The 22,033-nt window shown below is 62.3% G+C and carries 17 protein-coding genes; 1 reads left to right on the top strand and 16 read right to left on the bottom strand.

Annotation, left to right across the window (positions count from 1 at the left end; translation table 11 throughout):
- Nucleotides 1–112: 112 nt before the first annotated feature.
- The 10 genes from PQR08_RS10365 to PQR08_RS10320 all read right to left on the bottom strand — a co-directional run bounded on the left by PQR08_RS10365 (nt 113) and on the right by PQR08_RS10320 (nt 12,518).
- A complete protein-coding gene (locus tag PQR08_RS10365; protein WP_238289065.1) occupies nt 113–646 on the bottom strand; it encodes a DUF1097 domain-containing protein in 534 nt (177 codons plus the stop codon).
- Between the two features lie 50 nt (nt 647–696).
- Nucleotides 697–1,752 (bottom strand): Rieske 2Fe-2S domain-containing protein, encoded by a 1,056-nt coding sequence (locus PQR08_RS10360; protein ID WP_250486551.1) that lies wholly within the window; start codon nt 1,750–1,752, stop codon nt 697–699.
- Between the two features lie 12 nt (nt 1,753–1,764).
- Entirely contained in the window at nt 1,765–2,724 is a 960-nt protein-coding gene (locus PQR08_RS10355; RefSeq protein WP_250486550.1) for a PDR/VanB family oxidoreductase, read from the bottom strand.
- 43 nt (nt 2,725–2,767) lie between these two features.
- Nucleotides 2,768–3,613 (bottom strand): alpha/beta fold hydrolase, encoded by an 846-nt coding sequence (locus PQR08_RS10350; protein ID WP_250486549.1) that lies wholly within the window; start codon nt 3,611–3,613, stop codon nt 2,768–2,770.
- Nucleotides 3,610–3,972, bottom strand: a complete 363-nt coding sequence (locus tag PQR08_RS10345; RefSeq protein WP_238211870.1) for a RidA family protein — start codon at nt 3,970–3,972, stop codon at nt 3,610–3,612. Before PQR08_RS10345 ends, PQR08_RS10350 begins: the two co-directional genes overlap by 4 nt.
- A 146-nt stretch (nt 3,973–4,118) precedes the next feature.
- Nucleotides 4,119–5,879: a hydantoinase B/oxoprolinase family protein gene (locus PQR08_RS10340; RefSeq protein ID WP_187603427.1), complete on the bottom strand. Its 1,761-nt coding sequence runs from the start codon at nt 5,877–5,879 to the stop codon at nt 4,119–4,121.
- Nucleotides 5,872–7,659 carry a hydantoinase B/oxoprolinase family protein gene (locus tag PQR08_RS10335; protein ID WP_250486548.1) on the bottom strand — a complete coding sequence of 596 codons (1,788 nt, stop codon included), beginning with the start codon at nt 7,657–7,659 and terminating at the stop codon, nt 5,872–5,874. The genes PQR08_RS10340 and PQR08_RS10335 overlap by 8 nt, the downstream gene beginning before the upstream one ends.
- A gap of 9 nt (nt 7,660–7,668) precedes the next feature.
- Nucleotides 7,669–9,732 (bottom strand): hydantoinase/oxoprolinase family protein, encoded by a 2,064-nt coding sequence (locus tag PQR08_RS10330; RefSeq protein ID WP_187603429.1) that lies wholly within the window; start codon nt 9,730–9,732, stop codon nt 7,669–7,671.
- A 649-nt stretch (nt 9,733–10,381) separates the two neighbouring features.
- Entirely contained in the window at nt 10,382–11,071 is a 690-nt protein-coding gene (locus PQR08_RS10325) for a TetR/AcrR family transcriptional regulator (protein ID WP_238289077.1), read from the bottom strand.
- A gap of 229 nt (nt 11,072–11,300) precedes the next feature.
- Nucleotides 11,301–12,518 carry a GGDEF domain-containing protein gene (locus PQR08_RS10320; RefSeq protein ID WP_250486546.1) on the bottom strand — a complete coding sequence of 406 codons (1,218 nt, stop codon included), beginning with the start codon at nt 12,516–12,518 and terminating at the stop codon, nt 11,301–11,303.
- 574 nt (nt 12,519–13,092) lie between these two features.
- On the opposite strand from PQR08_RS10320, the gene PQR08_RS10315 reads away from it, so the two are divergent.
- Entirely contained in the window at nt 13,093–14,274 is a 1,182-nt protein-coding gene (locus PQR08_RS10315; RefSeq protein ID WP_250486545.1) for a porin, read from the top strand.
- Nucleotides 14,275–15,087: 813 nt separating this feature from the next.
- On the opposite strand, the gene PQR08_RS10310 is transcribed toward PQR08_RS10315, so the two are convergent.
- The 6 genes from PQR08_RS10310 to PQR08_RS10285 form a co-directional block, all read right to left on the bottom strand.
- Nucleotides 15,088–16,533: a DEAD/DEAH box helicase gene (locus PQR08_RS10310; RefSeq protein WP_408161274.1), complete on the bottom strand. Its 1,446-nt coding sequence runs from the start codon at nt 16,531–16,533 to the stop codon at nt 15,088–15,090.
- 159 nt (nt 16,534–16,692) lie between these two features.
- Nucleotides 16,693–17,523: a hypothetical protein gene (locus PQR08_RS10305; RefSeq protein ID WP_250486543.1), complete on the bottom strand. Its 831-nt coding sequence runs from the start codon at nt 17,521–17,523 to the stop codon at nt 16,693–16,695.
- A gap of 194 nt (nt 17,524–17,717) precedes the next feature.
- Entirely contained in the window at nt 17,718–19,094 is a 1,377-nt protein-coding gene (locus PQR08_RS10300; protein WP_250486542.1) for a nucleobase:cation symporter-2 family protein, read from the bottom strand.
- A 54-nt stretch (nt 19,095–19,148) separates the two neighbouring features.
- The gene (locus tag PQR08_RS10295) at nt 19,149–19,472 is read right to left on the bottom strand and encodes a molybdopterin cofactor-binding domain-containing protein (protein WP_408161275.1); all 324 of its coding nucleotides are present in this window, start codon (nt 19,470–19,472) and stop codon (nt 19,149–19,151) included.
- Nucleotides 19,388–21,424: a xanthine dehydrogenase family protein molybdopterin-binding subunit gene (locus PQR08_RS10290; protein ID WP_408161273.1), complete on the bottom strand. Its 2,037-nt coding sequence runs from the start codon at nt 21,422–21,424 to the stop codon at nt 19,388–19,390. The genes PQR08_RS10295 and PQR08_RS10290 overlap by 85 nt, the downstream gene beginning before the upstream one ends.
- On the bottom strand, nt 21,421–21,894 hold the full coding sequence (locus PQR08_RS10285; RefSeq protein WP_250486540.1) for a (2Fe-2S)-binding protein: 474 nt from the start codon (nt 21,892–21,894) through the stop codon (nt 21,421–21,423). The genes PQR08_RS10290 and PQR08_RS10285 overlap by 4 nt, the downstream gene beginning before the upstream one ends.
- Between the last annotated feature and the right edge of the window lie 139 nt (nt 21,895–22,033).

Genomic DNA, 22,033 nt, shown 5'->3' with positions numbered 1-22,033 from the left:
TTTTTAACAACATCCCCCCTGCCACTACCACGGGGCGCCCGCGCGGGGGCGCCCCCGCCCCCGACATTCATCGAAGAGCGCAGAAGCTCCCGCGATTCGCCGGTATCGGCACCTATCGCGACCGGCTCACGAGACGCGGACCCGCGATGAGCACCCAGCCCGCGGCAGCGCCGATAAACCCGGCCGTCGCCAGGCTGACGAACGCCATGGCATCCGGGCTGAGTCCGCTTGCGAAGTAAGCGGTCATCCCGAGAAAATAGCCCACGATGCTGTTGAGCAGCGTGAGTTGCGCAAGCATCGCGACGACCACCAGCAGGAACACGACGACCGGCAGCGCAAAGACCCCGAGCACGGGCGCGAGATGAGCGACTCCGACAAGCCCCGCCATGCCGAGCAGATAGCCGATCAACAGGCAGCCAACCGCCACCGCCCCGGCACGCACGTTGCCGCGTCCCGAGCCGAACGCCGTCCAGCCGATGAACATCATCCAGACGGGCAATGACAAGATCGCGCTCGCCTGCGCCGCCAGCGCGGCGACCAGCGACACGAATACGACGGTCACGGCGAACTGTCCGCCGCGTGCCGCATTGGACCGTGTGGCTGACGCTTCGGCCGGAGCCGCCTGACTCATCTGATCCTCGTTCATCGTCATTCTCCAACTGTCATGGATAGAACCACCCGTCTTCGTCCCGCAACTCACGAGACAGCCTGCTCGCCGAGCCCGAGCCTTGCCAGCGCCCGCCGATACTCGATCGACATGCGATCCGCGGGAATATGGATTTCATCGCGCAAATCGAGCGGCAACTGATTGGGAGACTGCGCTTCCACTTGCGGCGCATCTTCCGCATTGATCCGCATCGTGAAGTCGATCAGCGCTTCTGCCGGCGTGAGCCGGCTTTCATCCACCACGACCTGGAAGATTCGCGTCGAGCTCGCGCTGACCGGCGATGCGATGTCGTAAATCCGGTAGACGTGCCCGGTCTTCGGATCGAAGACCTTGACCGACGATGCAAACGGCAGCGTCAGTTCGTAGGAGTAGACAGCGTGCCGGTAAACCGGTGCGGCATCGGGGTTCGAGCTGTCGGCATAGCGCACCTGTTCGGTGATGTCGGCCTGGAAGGACAGCCGCGTCTCCGATATCGATACGTCGTACGGTGCGATGGCCTCTTCGGGTCCGCCGAAGGTGCCCGCGTGCACCCACGGCACATGGCAGATGTCGTTGAAGTTCTCGACATGCCGCGCCGCCGACGACTGCCACGTGCTCGGCGGCACCACCGCCACGGTGCCGCTGCCGTTTTCGATGGCGGGCCATTCGGGCAGGCCGGCGCGTGGCGTCGATGCGAGGCATACCCAGACGAAGCCATAACGCTCCGTGCACAAGTACGTCTGCAACCGCAGCTTGCCCGGCACCGGAGAACCGGCGGGCAGCGCCGGAATCCGCACGCACACGCCCGCGCAATCATAGTGAAAGCCGTGGAAGCCGCACACGAGCACGCCGTCCTTGATCGAGCCGAGGCTCAGCTTCCCGCCGCGATGACTGCATACGTCCCGCGCCGCCTTCACGCCCTCCGGCGTTCGGTAAAGGACCACGGGCACGTCGAGCAGGCGCACGCCGGCCGGCTTGTCCGTCACTGCCGACGAAAGCGCGACCGGATGCCAGAACGCCGACAGCACGTTCCAGTCGGATTCGCTGAAGCCTGTGTTCGACGGCATCGCCGGCCTGGCCTGAGTATTGTTGACGGGGAGGAACATTGTCTCGACTCCTTATAGATCCAGCGTGAGTGTTGTGCCGGGCTTGCCTCGCGACACGCAGATCATCATCCTGTCGCCGCATGCCCGTTCCCCTGGCGACAGGCAGTAGTCGCGATGTTCGATGTCGCCACCGAGCACGGTCGTCCGGCAGGTGCCGCAGATTCCCTGTTCGCAATTCAGTGGCGGCTCGACGCCATGCTCCCGAAGCACTTCGACGATGCTGCGATCGGCCGGCACGGTTGTCTCGACCTTGCTGCGCGCCAGTACCAGCTCGAAGCTCGCCGCCTTCGGTTCCGGTGCGGCGGGCGCGGCGAAATATTCGGTGTGCAGCGTTACGTCATGACGCTCGCCCACCGACGCGGACACGGCCTTCATGAAGCCCGTCGGTCCGCACAGGTACACGTGCGCGCCCGAGGGAATGCCTTGCGTGAGCCGCGCCGCGTCGAAGCGCTGATAAGGCGGCCCGTCGTCGAGATAGAGGTTTACTTGCTGCTCGAATGCGGCATGCTTCAGTTCGTCGCGGAAGGGCGTTCGCGCAAGCGAGCGCGTGGCGAAATGCATCGCAAACGGGCGGCCTTCGCGTGACAGACGCCGCGCCATCGCGAGGAGCGGCGTCACGCCGATGCCGCCCGCGACCAGCACCGCCGGCGCATCGACGTCCGCGAGCGCGAATGCGTTGCGCGGCTCCCCCACCGCGATGCGGCTGCCGGCCTCCACTGCGTCGTGCATGAACGCCGAACCGCCCCGGCCATCGGCGACTCTCAGCACGGCGATCACGTAGCGGTCGCGATCTGCATCGTCGTTCAGCAGCGAATACTGCCGTACTGCTCCGGTCGGCAGATACACGTCGATATGAGCCCCTGCCTCGAACGAGGCCAACGGGCCGCCATCGGGCCGCACCAGCTCGAACGAACGAATCCCGTCGGCTTCGTCGATGACGCGCCTGACTCTTAGCTCCATCCTGTCGTTCATGACTCACATCCTCGGATTCGATCGCGGCGCCGTTCCGCTTTTGCTACGTCCAGCTCTCCGGGCCGACGATCGAAGCCCCTGAGTTGCGCTCGCTCGACAGGAACGCGGATAGCGCAGCGGCGAACTCCTCGGGCGCTTCGATGTTGCAAAGATGGCCCGCGCCCTCGATGACCGTCAGCCTGCTTCCGGCAATGTGCTGCGCGAGGTACTCGCTTTCGGACAGCGCGAACACCCGGTCATCGTCTCCTGTGACGACGAGCGTTCCCACCTCGATGGACGGCAGCGCCTGACGAAAATCGGTCGTGACGAGCGCGCGCAGCGCCTGCTTGTACGATTCCGGCCGCAATGCGATGAGCGACAGGCGCAGCCGCTCGCGAATCGCGGCATCGGCTCTTTTACCGGCCAGCACGTCGACGAGACCCGGCGCGATATCGGCAATCGAATGGCCCGCCTCCAGCGGTCTGAGCCGCTTCGCGAGGAAGTCCTCGCGTTCCGCCGCGGTGAGCAGATTCGCGCCGGCGCTCGTCGCCGCGAGCGTGAGCGTCGCGACGCGCTGCGGACAACGCATATAGAAGCTCTGCGCGATGAAGCCGCCCATCGACAGACCGACCACGTGCGCACGCTCTGCGCCGAGATGGTCGAGCAAGGCTTCGAGGTCGAGTGCGAAATCGTCGAAGACGAGTGGCTCGCCGGGGTCGTCGCTGTCGCCATAGCCGCGGGCGTCCCAGGCGACGCAGCAATACGCACCGCCCAGCCGCTCGAGTTCGCCTCGCCAGTTGGAACGATTCCCGCCGACGCCGTGCAGAAACACGGCGAGCGGTCCGGCACCGGCGCGCTCGTATGCGAGCCGCACGCCACCGCGCCGGTAATAACCCGTCGAGCTGTTCATTTGAAATGGTCCGGCAACACCGCGATCGCCTCGATCTCGATCAGGACGTTCGGATAGATCAGCGCATCCACCTGCACGCCGGTGCTCGCGGGCTTGTACGCACCGAAATGTTGCTGGCGAACGTCCCAGTATTCGGCGGTGACGTTCTCGGTGAGTTCGCAGGCGAAATAGGTGGTCAGCTTGACGATGTCGGTCATCTTGCCGCCCGCGCGTTGCAGGATGGCCCGGATATTGGCGAAGCACTGATGCGCCTGCGCGGCCAGGTCGCCCTCTCCCACGAGCTTCCCGTCCGATCCGAGCGCGATCTGCCCGGACAGATACACCGTGTTGCCTCCCCGAACGGCGGGTGCGGGCGGCATGGCGTGCTCCCAATCCCATTCGGGCCGGATAGAAACGATATGGTTGTTGAACATTTTTTCCCTTGGAATGCGTACATCGCTGCCGCTGCGGCGGGGCGCGCGCGGCAGCCGTTTCGGAGTGGGTCGTCGCCTGCCGGGCGCGCGTGCTATCCGGCTGCGGGCACCGCGGCCCGCAGTCGCGCCCGCAACGCTTGCGTCTCGGCGAGATCGACACGCGGCGCGTCCATCTCGACGATCACGACGCCGTAGTCCTCGAATGCACTGTTGGGCGAAACGTATTCGTCGAGCACGTCGCGCAGGACCAGCTCCGGGTCGCGCTCGAGCGGATCGCCCCAGCCGCCGCCGCCTTGCTTGCGCGCGAACACGATCTCGCCGGGCTGCTGGAAATAGCTCTCCCGCGCGATGTACACCGGCTCTTCGTTGGGTCCCGTGTAGTCGAGCACGACGAGATTGCCGACACTGTCGCCGCCGCCCGCGAAGCCTTTGAGCGGATAGCGCGAATGCTGGACCTGGAAGTGATTGCCGACCGCATCCGTGGTAGCGCGCCGCTGCATCAGGTGCGCCGGAGAGCCGCGCCAGCGGCCGGGCGCGGCGGTGTCGATGCCGTACTCGTTCTGCAAATAGAGAAAAGGGAACAGCACCTCCATCAGCTCGAACGACGGAATCCGCAACGACCCGTGAGGCGCCGCATAGCCGCCCCATCCGTCGGCGCCATACGCGCCGCCGCTCGACACGGGCGCGGCCGAATAGTCGAAGCTGATGTAAAGCTCGCTGTCGTAGCGCTTGTTGAGGCCGAAGATCACATCGATGGTCAGGTCGATGAACGCCGAGCCGGTGCGCTCCGGCACAACCTTCTCCAGCGCTTTCATCGTCGCCTGGCCGATGTCGTTGCCGATGCACAGCGTCGAGTTGCCGACCGGCGCCGGCGAATACGGATTCACCACGGTGCCTTTCGGCAAATGGACCTTGATCGGCCGGAAGAATCCCGAGTTCACGGGAATACCCGCCATCGCTACCGAGAATTCGGTATAGACCCACGACAGGCTGTTGCCGGGCGCGCTGTTGATGAAGCCCTGCGTCTGTTCGTGCGTACCCGTCAGATCGACCGAGCAGGTGTCGCCTTCCACCGTGATCGCCACGTCGACGTTGATGTCCTCGCCGCCGCCGAAGTCATGATCGAGAATGCTCTGGCCGCGATACACGCCGTCGGGCCATGCCGCGATCACGGAACGTACCTGCTTCTCGCTGTAGTCGAGCAGGTAGCCGATCGTATCGATGATCGTTTCGAGACCGTATTTTTCGATGAGCCGCAGGATCCGGTCTTCGCCGACCTTGCACGAACCGATCATCGCGTTCAGATCGCCCATCATCGCGTCGGGCAGGCGATTGTTCGCGCGCAGCAGGTCGACGACGTCACGCCGCATCTCGCCCTTCTCGCAGATCTTCATCGGCGCGAGGCGGAAGCCTTCCTGCCAGATCTCGCTGGCCTTCGAGTTGTAGCCGCCCGGCACCGGTCCGCCGATCTCCATGAAGTGCGCGCGCACCGCCGGAAAGAAGACCGGCTTGTTGTTGTAGAAGATCGGCTTCATGACCGTCCAGTCGGGCAGATGACTCCCTCCGAAATACGGATCGGTCGCGATGATCATGTCGCCTTCGTTCAGGTTGTACTTGAACTCGCGCAGCATCGCCTCGACCGAGGTCAGCGAAGCGTAGATGTGGACCGGTTGCGAATTGGCGCGCGCGAGCAGATCGACCTGCGTGCCGCGTGCATAGAAAATGCCGGTCGAATAGTCGTGCGCTTCGGAGAAGGCCGGCGAGACCGATGTGTTTTCCATCGTCTTGCTGATCTCTTCGGAGACCGTCTCCAGATATTGCCGGACGATCTCGGCGGTGATCCTGTCAACCATGTTCGCGCTCCCGGGTTTCAGTGAGTGCTGCGTGTACGCCGCGGATGAGCTCGGTGGCGGGATGATCGAGCGTCAGCGATTCGGGGTCGATCGCCACGCCATAGCGCTGGTGCGCGGCCTCGACGCTCACGAGCCCGTCGACGACATCGGTCAGCACCTGCTCGGGCGCTCGCGCATACGGGTCGCCCCAGCCGGTCCCGCCGCCCATGACGACCGTGATCGTCGCCTCGTCCCGCAACGGCCAGCCGGTGAGGACATCGAGGACATCCAGCTCCTTTTCGCCGATGCTGCGAATCTCGATTGCATTGCCGCTTCCCGCCTGTCCGCCGTGCGGCGCGAGCCCGCTCCCCGAACGCGGAACAACGACGGCGGTCAGCCGCAGTTCGCCCGCCGGCGGACGCGGAAGCGAGATGACCGCGCGCGTTCCCGGACTTCCCCGCTGCGTGCCGGGACCGCCGGAATCGGTCGCGTATTCGAATTGCTCGACGCGTCCGCCTCGCCCGGCTTCGTACAGTTCGACCGAAGGCAGCGGCACCCGCGCCGCGATACCGGGCAAGCCCCAGCCGTCGTGCTCGGCGGTGGCGTCGGTGTCGCCCAGCGCGAAGTTGGAGAAGTCGAACATTTCCGCCTGCTCGACGGTGCGGCCGTGACGGGCGAGGTGATGGATGGAGAACAGCAGCATCGCGTTCGACGTGACGCGTCCGCCGCGTCCCGGCAGCGCGAGATCGATCGCGGCGCTCACGGCCTCCGCGATCTCGCAGCCGGCATGCTGCAAGCCCCATCCCGTCGGCGCCGGGTAGCGCGGATTCACGAGCGTTCCCTCCGGCGCGATTACGTTCACGCATCGCATCGATCCGGCATTGCACGGCACTTCGCCGCCAAAGGCCACGATGAGCGGCAGGACGGCAAACGTCGAACTCACGGACCGGCTCGCGTTGACGAAACCCGGCGACTGCGCATCGGTGCCGGAGAAGTCGATCGTCACCGTGCCGTCGATTGCGCTCAGCGCCACCCGCACGGTTGCGTCGCGGTTGCCGTGGGCGTCGTGTGCCAGCACGCCCCGGCCTTCATGACGGCCGGGAGGAAGCTGTTCGATCAGCGCGCGCATGCGCCGCTCCGAATAGTCCAGCACCCAGTCGACCGCCGCGAGCAACGGCTCGCGGCCATAACTGTCGAGCAGGCCGCCGAGGCGCGCCCGGCCGATCTCGGCTGCCGCCATCATCGCTTCGATGTCCAGTCCGAACGCCACCGGATTGCGGCTGTTGAGCGAAAGGGTTTGCAGCAGGTCGCGGCGCAGCTTGCCTTCCCGCACGAGCCGCACCGGCGTGCAGCGCGCGGCTTCCGCCCATAGCTCGGTCGCGCCCGGGTCGAGATTGCCGCGCACGTTGCCCGCGAAATCCTCCGTGTGACCGCACACCGCGACGTACAACGTGATGGAATCGCCGTATGCGACGGGCGCAACCAGCGTGAAGGTTTGCAGTCCCGCACCGCCGCCGTAGGGATCGTTCGTCAGCAACATGTCTTCGGCTGACAGGTCGTACTGGAAATAGTCGATCACGGTGGCGGCCGTCATCGCCATCGGATACATGTAGAGCGGATTGCTGACCGCGATCAGTTGCCCCTCTTCGGTGAACAACGCGGTCGCGCAGCGGCGCGATACGCCGATGGTCGGCGAGTACGCCGTGTTGGCAAGCGTCGCTTCCATCTCGGCGACGACAGCCTCGAACTTGCTGCGCAAGATCGCGGCGGAAACAACGTCCTGTCTGGGTGGCATCGTCATGGCTTCCCCTTAGTCCAGGCTTTCGATGACGTAGGTCTGGTAGTGGTCGAGCACCGCTTCCTGGCCGGGATAGATGACGATCGTCGTCGCGGGTTCCTCGATGATCGACGGTCCCGCGATGATGTTGCCGGGTGTCACTTTCGTGCCGTCGTACACCGGCACGTCGAGATAGCCGAGACCTTCGAAGCTCGCCGAACGCGTGCCCTTGCGCGCCTGATCGGGCTTCTCCGAACCGAACGGCTGGCTGCGGTACTTCATCGTGTCGCGCGTGCCGATGAGGTCGGAGCGCACACTCAGAATTTCGACCGGCTGTTCCGGCCGCTTGAACGAGTACAGCTTCGCGTGCAGATCGTGGAAGTCCTGCAACGTCTTCTTGAGCGTGAGATCCGACACGCGCTTCGTGCGCGAGCGGATCGGCACGGTCACCTCGTGCGTCTGGCCGACATAGCGCATGTCGATCGAGCGTTGTGCAACGACTTCGATCACACCGTGCGCCGAGGCGAGAAGCGCTTCCGGTTCACGCTCGATATCCTCGAAGATACCGTTGAGCACATCGAGATCCACCTGACCGATACGCGAGATGTAACTCTTGACCTTCGAAATCTTGAAGTCCGATATGAGGCAGCCGAGCGCGCAGAACACCCCGGCGTTCTTCGGCACGAGCACCGTCTTGATGCCGAGATCCTTCGCCTGCACGCCCATGTGGATCGGCCCGGCGCCGCCGAACGCCATCAGCGCGAAGTCACGCGGATCGCGTCCGCGCGACACCGACACGTAGCGCACCGCATTGGTCATCGCACCGTTGGAGATGCGGAAGATGCCGCTTGCCGCCTCTTCCACCGAGATGCCCAGCGGCTCGGCGATGCGCGTGCGGACAGCTTCCCGTGCAGCCTCGATATCGAGCGCGATCTTTCCGCCGCCGATGGCACCCGGATTCAGGTAGCCGAGAATCAGATTGGCATCGGTGACGGTCGGCTCCTTGCCGCCGCGCCCATAGCAGGCAGGGCCGGGGTTGGAACTCGCGCTGCGCGGGCCGACGCGCAAGGCGCCGCCCTCGTCGATCCAGGCGATCGAACCGCCGCCCGTCCCGATCGAGTGGATGTCGATCATCGGCGCGGCGACGCGATAGCGATTGACCCACGAATCGACACCGACGTCCGGCGCACCGTCGTTGATGAGGCAGACGTCGTAGCTCGTGCCGCCCATGTCGACCGCGATGATGTCCTTGAACCCCGACCACTCGCCCACCGCGATCGCCGCCGTCACGCCGCCGGAAGGCCCCGACTGGATCAGTTCGACGCCGCGTTCCGTGCAGTAGGCGAGATCCATCACGCCGCCGTTCGAGAGCTTGATGAACAGCTTGCCGCCGAAGCCGCTCTCGACGAGGCGCGCTTCCAGTCTGCGCAAATAGTTGCTGAGTTTCGGGCTCAGATAGGCGTTGAGCAGCGTGGTGCTGAAGCGCTCGAACTCGCGCACTTGCGGCAGCACTTCGGACGAGATGGAAATGTGCGCGTCCGGCAACTCTTCGCGAACGATCTCGCGAGCGCGAATTTCATGGACGGCATTCTGAAACGAAAACAGAAAGCAGATCGCCACCGATTCGACGCCGAGCTTTTTGAGTTCGCGCGCCGCCTCGCGCACTTCAGCTTCGTCGAGATGGAAAACGATCTTGCCTTCGCTATCGATCCGCTCGGTCACGCCCTTGCGCTTCTGGCGCGGCACGATCGGAAAAGGCGCTGGCAGACGGATGTCGAAATGATCTTCCTTGAAGCCGGTGCGCAGTTCGATGATGTCGCGAAATCCCTTCGTCGTGATCATCCCGGTGTTGGCCCCCGCATACTCCAGGATGGCGTTGGTGACGACCGTTGTTCCGAGAACGAAGGAACTCGTCTCGCGGAACAGCGTCTGCACGTCGGTGCGAAAATGCTCGGCCATCATGGCCACTGCATTGAGAATGCCGGTTGCCTCATCGGAAGGTGTAGTCAGCGTCTTGCCGCTGAACGTTTCACCTCCATTTCGGACAACGAAATCTGTAAATGTCCCGCCGACGTCGATGCCAATTTCGTAACCCACGAACGCTCTCCCTTATCAACATGCGCGGGCTGTCTCTAATGCCCGCGCTCATGCCGGATTTCGTCCTCGGAACGTGCTGCGTTCATCGGACGACCGCACAGTTCGACAGCGCCGCACGACGTCCCGATGTGAATCAGGAACGATCGAGCCGATCTGCCACCTTGCAAAGCCACATGCAAATGATTTCGATGCGCCGGAAAAAGCTCATGGGCGCGGGTTTTCTCGCGAGTCATCGTGAGCCGTCGCCATATCGAACGCGACCGGCAGTCTCGATGTCGTTCCTACGTCAATCACTTTATAGGTAACACTACAGATAAAGTATAGGTAGTTTAACCAGCAAATCAAGATGGATCGGCTGTTTGTCCGCGTTGCCAAAGGCTAGGACATACCCTGACTTTTCTAATCAATAGGTACGCCGACCGATTAAGGTGCATGTTTGGATCGAAATGGGGAATGCGACAGGACGCGCGTAGATCGGCGTATCGGCAAAAGGAGTCGATAGCGCCGCATGGCGGGCGATCATTGTGAGGAGCGGCTGTAAGGAGGGAGACGGCGAGGGCCCGGGCGCGAGGGCTTTGGTTCGACTATGCGATGGAGACGTCTTTGTGGCGACGCGGCGACGGCGGGTCGCCGAAACACGACATGCAGGTCAGCTTGAGGCGTTGCTCAGCGCTCGCCAGACGCCCTTTGTCGCGCGTCGCAGCGCGTCACGCTCGGGCACGCCCGGTCCGCTGCGTCGGCAGAAAACGATGAGTCCCTGGACATGGGCCATGATCAACGTGCCGCGCATGGTGCATTCCTCGGCCGACAGGTTCGGATTGATTGCCGCGATGAGGTCGATCCAGATCTGGCAGAGTTGCTTGTTCCCCTCCACGACGAGTTCGCTTACGCCTTTGTCGCGCTCCGCCAGCGTCCAGATGTCGAGGCAGAAGGCTGCCACGCTGGACTTCGGCTGGGCCGCATCGACCAGAACGTCGTCGAAAAAATCGTCGATCATTGCATCGAGACGCGCTTCGGGCGTACGAAGCTTGTTCCTGCTCAGCTTCGAATAGCGCTCGATATAGCGGCTGTACGATTCGCGGATCGTCGCATGGAGCAGTTGGTCCCGCGTGCCGAAGTAGTGCTGGAGGGTGCTCAGCCGTAACCCGACGGCCTGGGCGACGCGGTTCGCGCTGTAGCCCGCGTAGCCTTCGGATGCGAAAATTTCAATTGACGCTTCGAGGATTTCAGGAATGCGGCTCGCCTTGTTGCCGCGCAATCTCACTTTCTTCGCGGCGGGCTTGTCCCGTTCCTTACCCAGAATGTCCGCCGAAGTGATTTTGATCGCCATCGTTTTCATCAGGAAGTTCCAGTATCGAAATTTCTCGTCTTCGCGGTATCGGTGGGAATTTGCGCTTATCGCGCGGCGTCCGTTCACTTTTCCCGGACAGTTGCATGCGATGCAACTATGCCACGTCTTGGATATTAGCATGTCAGAGCGGGGAAATAGGTTCTATTACCTATTATTAGACGAGCCGACGCGGCGCAGCGTGCGTGTCGCTGGTGCTGGTTAACTCCGGGAAGCAAGCTCAGAGGACCGTCAGGCGGCGGTCCGGAGCATCGTCGAGATTCGTGCGGGTCGTTGCGCCTCGCGCGATCTCGAGCCGGTTGCCACCGCGCGATTTTGCGCTGTAGAGCGCGCGATCCGCGGCCGCGAGAACCTTTGCCAGCGTGTCTTCTTCGGTCCCGAAGCGCGCCATGCCGATGCTCACCGTCGCCGCGATCTCAACTCCGCCCGCCGTGCGCGTGACCGTCTGTGCGAATCGGCGCACAACGGCTTCGGCCAGGTCTTTCGCGCGGGCGCTTTCGTGCCCCGGCAACAGCGCGGCAAACTCTTCACCACCGATGCGCGCCAGGATCACGTCGCGTCCGAGCACGCTGCTGAGAATCCTGGCGAACGACTTCAGCACTTCATCGCCGGCTTCGTGACCGAAGCGGTCATTGATCGCCTTGAAGTGGTCGAGGTCGAGTGCGAGACAGGACGCCGGCGGAAAGGCGTTGCTTTCGCGGATGGCGCGTGCGCCTTCTTCGAAGAACCATCGGCGGTTGCCCAAACCAGTGAGGTAATCGGTCTGCGATTCGCGTCGCAGATCGGCGTGGGCTTCGTCGCGCGCGAGGCGCAGAAGCGTCATCGGCAGGATGACCGAATAGAGCACGCCTTCGTACATCGTCACCTGGCCGACGATCGCCAGCAAGTGCGGTCCGAACGATGCCGCCAGCCACGGCAGAATGGTCGCCCTGAACGCGTAGAAGAGCGCGTGACCGCCCGTGACGGCCACGGCGATGTTGCGCGACTGCCTCCATTTCGAATCGCGTGTGCCGAGGAGTTCGCGCGCGGTTAGCCCGCACACCACGGAGATGGGGATGGCGCTGAGGTACGCCCACATCACCGCTTCGCCGCGCTCGCCCGCGATGGCCCAGGCGAGCGCGAGCATCGACACAATGCCGAGGGAGATCCGGCCGTAGCGGCGTCCGTTGAGGAGCGCGACGCCTTGCAGGTTCAGCAGATACCCGCCGACGATGATGAGATTCGCCAGCGCGGAGCCCACGACGCCCGAAAGGCCCGGAACGTTATGCCGAATCGCGGCGGTGGCGCAGCCGAACGCGAGCGTAGCGTAGCCTGCTGCGAGCACGCCAAGTTCGCGCCTGCGCCGTGGATACGACCGGCGTTCCCAGAGCGTCAAGGCGCTGCTGGCGAGGAGCGTTCCGATTGCTAAAAGGTAAAGGGTGATGAGGTCGACACGCATGCGCTCGTTAAGCTTTCTCCCAGCCGAAGACGATCTAACATGACTCGTTTACGGCGGGAAAATCAGAAAATTGAGGCGCGCATATCTGATTGCATGGTCTTTTTTTCGATTCATTTAGTCATGACCGTCGAAGCAGTCGCTTTGCACAAGGTCGACCTCTGCCGACGTCCGACGAGGATCCCTTGGACGTCAGCGAATGGATCACAGGAGCCGTGCGGCGTGCATTGCGATGCGTGCATGATCACCCGCTCGATGTCGCGTTTGTTTCGGCAACGTATCGCCGGATCGCGAAGGCTTGGCGGTCGGGATCAACGCGGATGTCCAGCACGCAGTATCTGCCGTTCTGAAGGTCCAACGGACATGGACCTGCATATCAACGCATGTAGTCCAACGCCGATCTTTCAAAAGGCCTATTTCAAGTTGGCGAATCTGACTGTAGTCGCATAGAGTGAGTGGAGCACATCGCGCCTTTTCGTTTCGATGATTCGCACGGCCGCATGCGTGCGGACATCGAGGTCTGTGTAGAAAGCGTTCCAGGAGAACTGCATCTCCCGGACTTGGCTGGAGCAGGCAAATGAACAAGATGCTTATAACCGGTGCCACGACGATCATCACACTCGCCGGCGCCGCGCATGCGCAAAGCAGTGTCACGCTTTACGGGCTCATCGACGCGGGTCTGACCTACACGAACAACCAGATCACCGGGACGGGAGGCGGACACAGCAACTGGGAGATGACAAGCGGTGCCGTTCAGTACAGCCGCTGGGGCTTGCGCGGGGCTGAAGACCTCGGCGCAGGGTTGAAAGCCATCTTCACCCTGGAGAGCGGCTTCAACCTGAACAACGGGCAGTTCTCGTCGAGCAATCGCATTTTCAATCGCCAGGCTTATGTCGGCTTGTCGAGCCGCGAATACGGCGCGCTCACGCTGGGCCGCCAAACCGACGGCATGGTCGATTTTGTCGCGCCGCTCTCATTGACCGGAACGGAGTTCGGCGGCACGCATTTCGCGCACCCGTTGGACAACGACAACCTGAACGATTCGTTTCAGATAAACAACTCCGTGAAGTATCTGAGCCCGTATTTCGCCGGCTTCAGATTCGGCGCGCTTTACGGCTTTTCCAATCAGGCTGGTGGCTTCACGAACAATCGCGCCTATAGCTTCGGAATGTCGTATGTATCGGGAGCGTGGAGCTTCGGGGCCGGTTACCTCCAGCTCAACAGTGCCGCGCGTACGCCGGCACAGTTGAACGCGAATGGCGCAGTCACCGATACAACCGGCTCGTCCCTGCAAAGCGCGCTCACGCCGACCGCTGTGCCTTTAGGCGTGCTGGCCAGCAGTCAGAAGACTTTTGGCGCCGGCGTGAACTACACCTTCGGCCCGGCTGTGGCGGGCTTCGTGTACTCGCACAGCAAGTTCGCCCAGTTCTTCCAAAACTCGCTGAGTGGAACTTTCCAGAACTTCGAGGGCAACATTCGCTACGCGCTCACGCCGGCGGTCGAATTATCGGGTGCCTATACCTATACGCGCGCTGGCGGAAATGGAGGCGCCGGGGGAGTTCCCCATTGGAATCAGGTGAGTGCGATGGCCGACTACCGCTTCTCGCGGCGCACCGATGTGTACGTTCAGGGTGTGTGGCAACGGGTAAGTCCAAGCGGCAATTCGCCACTGGGCGTGGCATGGATTAACGGCGTCACCGAGCCGTCTTCCACGAGCAATCAGATCGAGGCGACCGTCGGCTTGAGGCATCGCTTCTGATGCGTTAGGAACGATTGAGTTGCCTGAAACCGGGATGAAGGAGACCAACTGTGATGTTCATGCGCCCCTTATCTTCGCCCCGATAGCAATTGGATTGGAAGTCCTCGCTTCCAATCATCATTGCCTTATCTGCATCGCCTCGTCGCTCGCTATCCTGCCCCTTGCTAGGTGGATGGGGCATGCCATCGAGCAACTCGCCGAACTCACGTATAAGGCTATTGCTGTCGACTCTAGCTCTCGTCAGAGGCCGGACGTGTTGCGAATTCCTGGCCCTGAGGCTGAAGTAAATCTCTCGTCCGATACGTGGCCCGAGCCTCGAGTTGTCGAACAGCAGCGCGCCTTTTTGGAGCCAACGACCCTAGCGTTTCCAACATGTGAGCCGTCGCGTCCCGTCCTGCTTCCACGACGGTGCCGAAATCAGCAGTCTGAAGTGCAGCGGTGTCAGCGCCCGCAATTGGACGTTTCCGCATGGCCTGCCTCAGGATGAGAGTCTTGTGCCGATAAAAGAGTTCGAGTTGCCCTGCATCCGATGCATGAGGTGCCAAGTCGAAAGTCTCTTCAAGCGTCTGGCGTGAGATATGAAAACGTTGAAGTCCGCGAATCACGCGAACCTGGAACACGACCCCGTCACTGTTGTGAGGGATTGCTGCCCATACCAGCGCGCTGCCCATGCCATGCCTCCATTTGACTTCAAGCCTGATTCAAAACTCCTTGCCCTATGATGGCGCTCAAAAAATACGTTTCAAAAATACGACTTCGTGGCTTTGACATTTTTACGACACGAGGCTTGTGAGCCTTGACCTGGACTACGGTTCAGGGTCGCCGTTTGCTGCGGCCACTAGCGGGGTTCCCAGCCGGCTTATGGGAACCCGCAGCCGGCTTGCCTGCGGGTTTGCTGCGTGGCTTTTGCACATTGAATGGATTACTGCTGGGCAAGCTCGTGCCTTTCCCTGCGGCCACAGCGCCCTGAGCCGCAGGCTTGCGCTTGTTTTTGGCACTTTGCGGGTGCAGTTCTTTGCTGGGCACCTGCATGGAGCCCGGTGCAGCTTGCGGCACTTTGGGCTTCTTGGGCTTTTTGGGTTTCTTGATGAGCTGGCCTGTCGCGCTGGTTTGCGGCACGCGGTGATCGGCCTCAAAACCCGGCACCTCTTCACGGGGCAGCGTTTGCCGGATCAGCGCTTCAATCGCGGCCAGTTGCGGCGCTTCATCGGCGCACACGAGAGACACTGCCACGCCGCTGGCGCCCGCGCGGCCAGTTCGGCCAATACGGTGAACATAGTCTTGTGCCACGATCGGCAGATCGACGTTGATCACTAGCGGCAGGTCGTCGATATCCAGCCCACGCGCAGCCACATCGGTGGCTACCAGCATATCCACTTCGCGTGTCTTGAAACGCTCCAGCGCACGCAAGCGCGCGGGTTGCGGTTTGTCGCCGTGGATGGTGTCGACCGCATAGCCCGCCTCATCCAGCATCGCGGCCAGGTAATCGACGCCGTTGCGGGTTTTGACGAATACCAGTGCGTGCTTCCATTTGTTCTCAGCCAGAAGATGCATAAGGAGCTCAGGCTTGTTCCTTTTATCCACCGGCACCACCCATTGCTTGATCCTGCTGGCTGTAGCATTGGGCGGGCTGACGCTGATATTGACAGGGCCCCGCAGAATGCTTTCCGCCATGGCGCGAATGTCATCGGTAAACGTGGCGGAAAACAGCAGGGTCTGGCGCCGAGCGGGCAAAGCAGCAAAGACAGCATTGAGTTCGCGCGCAAAGCCCAGATCCAGCATGCGGTCGGCTTCATCCAGCACGAGCGTTTGTACCTGATCAAACTGCACTGCATTCTGGCGATTGAGATCCAGCAAACGGCCCGGCGTCGCAACGAGCACGTCCACGCCTTTGCGCAACTTCATCATCTGCGGATTGATACTCACACCGCCGTAGGCGGCCAAAAAGCGTAAGTCGAGGCCTTTGCCGTACTCGATAAAGCTTTGCAGCACCTGTTCAGCCAGTTCACGCGTGGGCACCAAGACCAGAACCCGTGCGCGATTGCTGGACACCGCCGGGCCGAGCTGCGTCAGCCGTTGCAGCAGCGGCAGCGCAAAACCCGCCGTTTTGCCGGTGCCGGTTTGTGCCGCAGCCATGATGTCCTTGCCGCTGAGCACAGCAGGAATCGCCCTGGCCTGCACCGGCGTAGGCGTCTGGTAATTGAGGTCCTGCAAATTGCGCAGTAACGGATCGATCAGGCCGAGCGAAGCAAAAGACATGCACGTATTCCGGACTAAAACCGCAATTTTAGCGGTTACCGGGCTGATTGCACCGCGCGGAACGATGGTCGAAAAAATCGACGTTGGTCGCAGTTGAACAATCTAGTGGTAGCCTCGGCGGGCTCGTGGCTGCTTTGTGGAGCGGCTCGCAACCGTCGGCTACCTGTCCGGCGAACTGAGCGATCCGCCCGGACCGTAGGGGTCCGGGTTGCCGAATCGAGGAAGCGAACCGTTCAACCGCGCCTTGCGAAGTTCGTCTTGCACGTCCTGCCGGGATTTTGGAGCCGGTGCCGCTGGCGAGGGCAGCGGAGCGTCGACCGGCCCCGGCAGGCTTTGGATTGCAGGCTGAGTCGTCTCATCCGCTTGCAACGCCCACGGTGCTGAGTTCGCCGTTTCAGGCTGCACAGAGAGGAATGCGTCATGCCTCGGGCTGTCCGCTTGATCGATCTGCGCTTCACGATGCTCGGAGGACAGAGTGTTGTCGTGTGCGCTTTCCGCGCGCTCATTGCTCTGCTGCGCTGCATGCTTGCGCTCGGCAGGTCGCCTCGGCTGCTGCGTGATATTAGGTAGGGCTCGAGATGTCGTCGGCGGAAGCCTTCTTTTTCCGACGCTCGAAGTCTGCGCGGTCTCCTCTCTCGGACTCGAATCCAGCTCGTCGCCAGCGTCTGGCCCACCCGCGCTCGAAGTCGCTTCGATAGTGCCCGACTTGCTTGCGTCGATATCTTCCCGCTCTTCGGAATCGCCGATCGCCGGACCGGCACTCGCCCTGAGCGCCGACGAACCCACAGCGCCCGTCACCACCGATGCCTGTTGCCGCGATGACCAGGCTTGTTCATCCGGATGGCGCTCATGATGCTGCAGCAACGCGAACAAGCCGATGATCGATATCCCAATCACCGACAGGCCAAGTATGACGATACGGTCTGAAGTTCTAACCATCAGATTATTGCTCCCTGCTTGTACGCCCATGGCTTCGGACGAACGGCCCATAGCCGCGCACGCCCGAGGCCACTCTCGTCTTGCATACGGAGCGGAGCGCCACAGAGATTCAAGTCGTTACAGATTCTTTCACTTGAGACGCACAGGATACGAGGTTACCGCTGTCAGGGGGCTGAAGCCACACCCACTCTCGCGGCGCGCGGCGCCATCCGCACGCGCCGCGTCACCCGCCACAACCAACCGCCCTAATGCTCGACGAGACATATGGACCCATCGTCTTCAATCTGTGAATGCGGATCGGCGCGAGGAATGCCGTTGAACAACAGGTTCAAGCCGACCGAGGTAAGACAGGCCAACAGTATGCTGCTATGCAGGAGCGGTTGAATCCAGGCCGGGAGTTGCTTGAACAGGGTTGGAGAAAAGGTCGGTAACAGCGAAATGGCCAGCGTTGCGGCGACGATATACACGTTGCGCCGGCTGCTTTCGAAATCCACCCTGGCCAGAGTCCGGACACCCGCCGCCGTGACGACGCCGAACATGAATAGCCCCGCCCCTCCCAGCGCCGGCAACGGCACCGATGCCACGATCGTCGCGAGCTTCGGCAACAGTCCAAGGACACAGAGGATCACCCCTGCGGCCACCGCGACCCAGCGGCTTTTCACGCCCGTCACGACTACCAGCCCGATGTTCTGGCTGTAGATGGTGTAGGGAAAGCCGTTGAATACGCCGCCGATCACGCTTGCAAGCCCGTTGGCTCGTAGACCATCCGTCATGTTCGCGGCCGTCAGGTGCTTGCCGGTGACGTCGCCTGTCGCCAGAAAAAGACCCATCGATTCGATCATGATGATGACCATCACGATCACGATGGTCGCTATCGCGAGGGGGTCGAAGACGGGCCAGCCAAAATAAAAAGGCTTGACCATGTCGATCATCGGCGCTTGCTCCACGCCGTGGAAATTGACCATCCCGAAGGGGATCGCGACCAGCATGCCTGCCGCCAGCGCGAGCAAGACCGATATATTCGACCAGAACCCTTTCAGCCAGCGGTTGATCACGAGGATCATGGTGAACACGAACGCCGCCAGCGCAAGGTTATGCGGCGCACCGAAATCCGCCGCGCCTCGTCCACCGCCGACCCAGCTTACGCCCACGGGAAACAGCGAAAGCCCCACCACCATGACGATCGAGCCGCCCACGATCGGCGGGAAATATCTCACGAGTTTGCCGAACACCGGCGAGATCAACATGGTCAGCAGCCCACCGGCTATCACCGCGCCGATCACCGCTGTCAGGCCGAGCCCCGGACTTGTGGCGATCACCAGAATGGGCGGGAGCGCGCTGAACGCGACGCCCTGCATGACAGGCATCCGCACGCCGAAGCGCCAGAATCCGCCCGACTGCAAGATCGTCGCAATGCCGCAGGTGAACAGATCAGCGTTGATGAGTACAGCGATAGCTTCTTTGGGAAGCTTGAGCGCGCTGGCGATGATCATCGGCACTGCGATAGCCCCAACGTACATCACCAGTACGTGCTGGAAGCCGAGCATGAAGAGTAATCCCGGCTTCGGCACTTGATCGACAGGGGCCGGTTCGGGGCGTCGCAATTCAGATCGTGCATGCATACATTGTCTCCTGCATAACTGGGCATGGCGCCAGCGTTGTGAGTATGGTCAAGATCAGGTTTGGGCCATAACGAACGGCGTTGCGCGCAGTCGTTTGCCAGTTGCAGCGAAAATCGCATTGCCTATGGCTGGTACGACGGGGGGATTCGACAGTTCTCCGACACCTCCCGGCGGGCGTCCGGACGGTGGCAATATCTCAATCGCCAACTCGGGTGCTTCGTGTATGCGCAGCACGGGGTAGTCGTGAAAGTTGCTCTCGCGCACCTGGCCGTTTTCGATATGGATCGCATTCGTCAGTGCGGTCGACACGCCCCAGAAAATCCCGCCCGCCAGTTGCTGATGCACCGAACTCGGATCGACTGCGAGCCCGCAGTCCACCACGCAAGTGATCTTATTGACCTTGACCTGTCCTCCTTCACTTCTACGTCGGCAACGATCGCGATATAACTTTTATATCCTTCATAGACGGCGACGCCCTGCCCGCGGCCCGCGCCGATATCGCGAAAGTTGTTCGCTTTCCAGCCGGCGAGGACAGCCGCCCGATCGAGCACAGCTTGCAAATTGGGCCGACTGGAAAGCGCTCTGCGACGATAGTCGACCGGATCCTGTCCGGCCGCGTACGCAGCTTCGTCGATAAGACTCTCGATCGCGAAGATGTTGGGTACATAGCTCACTGCGCGCCACCACCAGATCGGGAAACCGGGTTCGTGTCGTACCCATGCGAGGTCGAGAGAGGCGATGTCGTAATAAAAGTCGTCGCGCATGCCTTCGGTGCAACTGGGATCTACCGGAACCTTTGCCAGAAAGCCTGGGTCATCCGGTTCCTTGATCGACGGCACCACCGCACGCAGACTGAAGCCCAGCAGATTGCCGGAAGCGTCGAGTGCGGCGCGCGCCTTGTGCACGCTGGCGGCGTGATAGTACAGGCCGCGCACATCGTCCTCGCGACTGTAGAGCAGCTTGATCGGGCGGCCCATGCGCTTCGAGATAAAGGTGGCTTCCAGAATCTGATGCAGTCCCTCGCGCGCTCCGAAACTGCCGCCGGCCTCGGTCAAGTGAATGCGGACCTTGTCACGCGGCACGCCGGCAATCGATTCCGCCGCTTGCGCGCACCGCGAAGGCACCTGAATGCCTCCCCAGTATTCGACTTCATTCGGCTTGACCCACGCCACCACGCTCAACGGCTCCATCTGAGCATGCGCCTTGTACGGCATGCTGTAGACCGCCTCCACGACGCGCGGCGCGTCCCTGAACGTCGTTTCGGCGGCGCCTTTCGTCTTCGACTTCATGCCTGGATCGTCGACGTGCTTCTTCATCTCCTCGAGGACGGTATCGGAATTGAAGCTCGCGAGGTCGCTCTCGCCCCACTCGACTTTCAATACCTTCCTTGCGCGCTGCGCTGCCCAGAAATGATCGGCAACGATGGTCACACCGGGCTGCGCCACGCCGTTTGCAACAGGCATCGCGGGCATGTTCTCGCGAAAGTGCGCGATAACATCCGGAATCTCGATGGCAAAGACATCGCGTACGCCAGGCAACGCCTTGACCGCGTCCGCGTTGAATGACTTCACGCTCGCGTTGACGACAGGCGGATGGATCACGATCGCGGTCAGCATGCCCGGCAGCTTGACGTCGATTGCGTATTGAGCGCGCCCTGTTACCTTGTCGGCAACCCGATAGCTGCGGCGCTCCTTTCCGATCAGGACGAACTGATCGGGGCGCTTGAGCGTCACCTGTGCCGGAACGGGTCCGGCTGCCGCGCCCGCCGCGAGTTCGCCATAGGATGCCTTGCGTCCGCTCGCGGGATGAAACACCACGCTAGCCGCAGCGTTGCAGGCATCCTGGTCGACCGACCAACGCCGGGCGGCTTCAGCGACGAGCATCGCCCGGGCAGTCGCGCCGGCGCGCCGCAGGGTATCCCATTCCAGCGACACGCTCGTACTGCCGCCGGTCGCGTGCATTCCCCAGAGCGGATGAAGATAGGCCTTCGCCAGCGGATCGTCCGGTTGAATCACTCGCACCCGATCCCAGTCCGCGTCGAGTTCTTCCGCCAGCATCAAGCCGAGCGCGTTCTTGACGCCGGTGCCGCTATCGAACTTGTGTACGACGAGCAGCACCTGATTGTCCGGCGTGATTCGAACCCAGGCGTTCGGCGCGAAGTTCCCTGCTGTGCTGTCCGTGATCGATGCTGCCCGCGCGCTGCGAATGCCGATCCCCGTCGCGTGAATCTCGAGCAGCAGGCCGCCCGCAAGTGCAGCGCCGGTCTGGAGAAAGCGTCGGCGGCCCGCGGAAACGTCAGGTGCGTGCAGGTTCGGCTGATCGCGCTTCATGCTGCCGACTCCTTGCGAAGGACAGCGGCAGCGCGATGGATCGCGCGGCGAATCCGGACGTACGTCCCGCAGCGGCACAGGTTGCCCGCCATCGCCGCGTCGATCTCTTGGTCGTTGGGATTGCGCGTATGTCGGAGCAACGCGGCAGCCGACATGATCTGGCCGGACTGACAGTAGCCGCACTGTGGAACATCTTCTTCCTGCCACGCCTGCTGAAGTGCGTGCAGGGTCTGCGGCGCGCCCAGGCCTTCGATCGTGGTGACGCGCTGCGCGGCGACGGACGCCAGCGGTGTCTGGCAGGCCCGCACCGCCTTTCCGTTCAGGTGGACCGTGCAGGCGCCGCACAGGCCCATTCCGCAGCCGTATTTGGTGCCGGTGAGATTCAGTTCATCGCGCAGCACCCATAACAGCGGCGTGTCGCTTGGCATGGCAACGGTGCGGCGCTCGCCATTCACTTCGAGCATGGTCATGTCGTCTCCTGGGTTACCGTCGGTGCGGCAACATTCTCGTAAAGGAATCGCAACGCACGGCGACTGCATCGACGTCTTATGGCCGTGTGGGTAAAGCCTATGTGCACAAAATCGATATGTGAAATACGATTTCGGAATC

This window comes from Caballeronia jiangsuensis (assembly GCF_046030135.1).
Lineage (GTDB): Bacteria > Pseudomonadota > Gammaproteobacteria > Burkholderiales > Burkholderiaceae > Caballeronia > Caballeronia jiangsuensis.
Note: the sequence above shows the minus strand (reverse complement) of the source record. Positions and strands in the feature narration are given on the sequence as shown.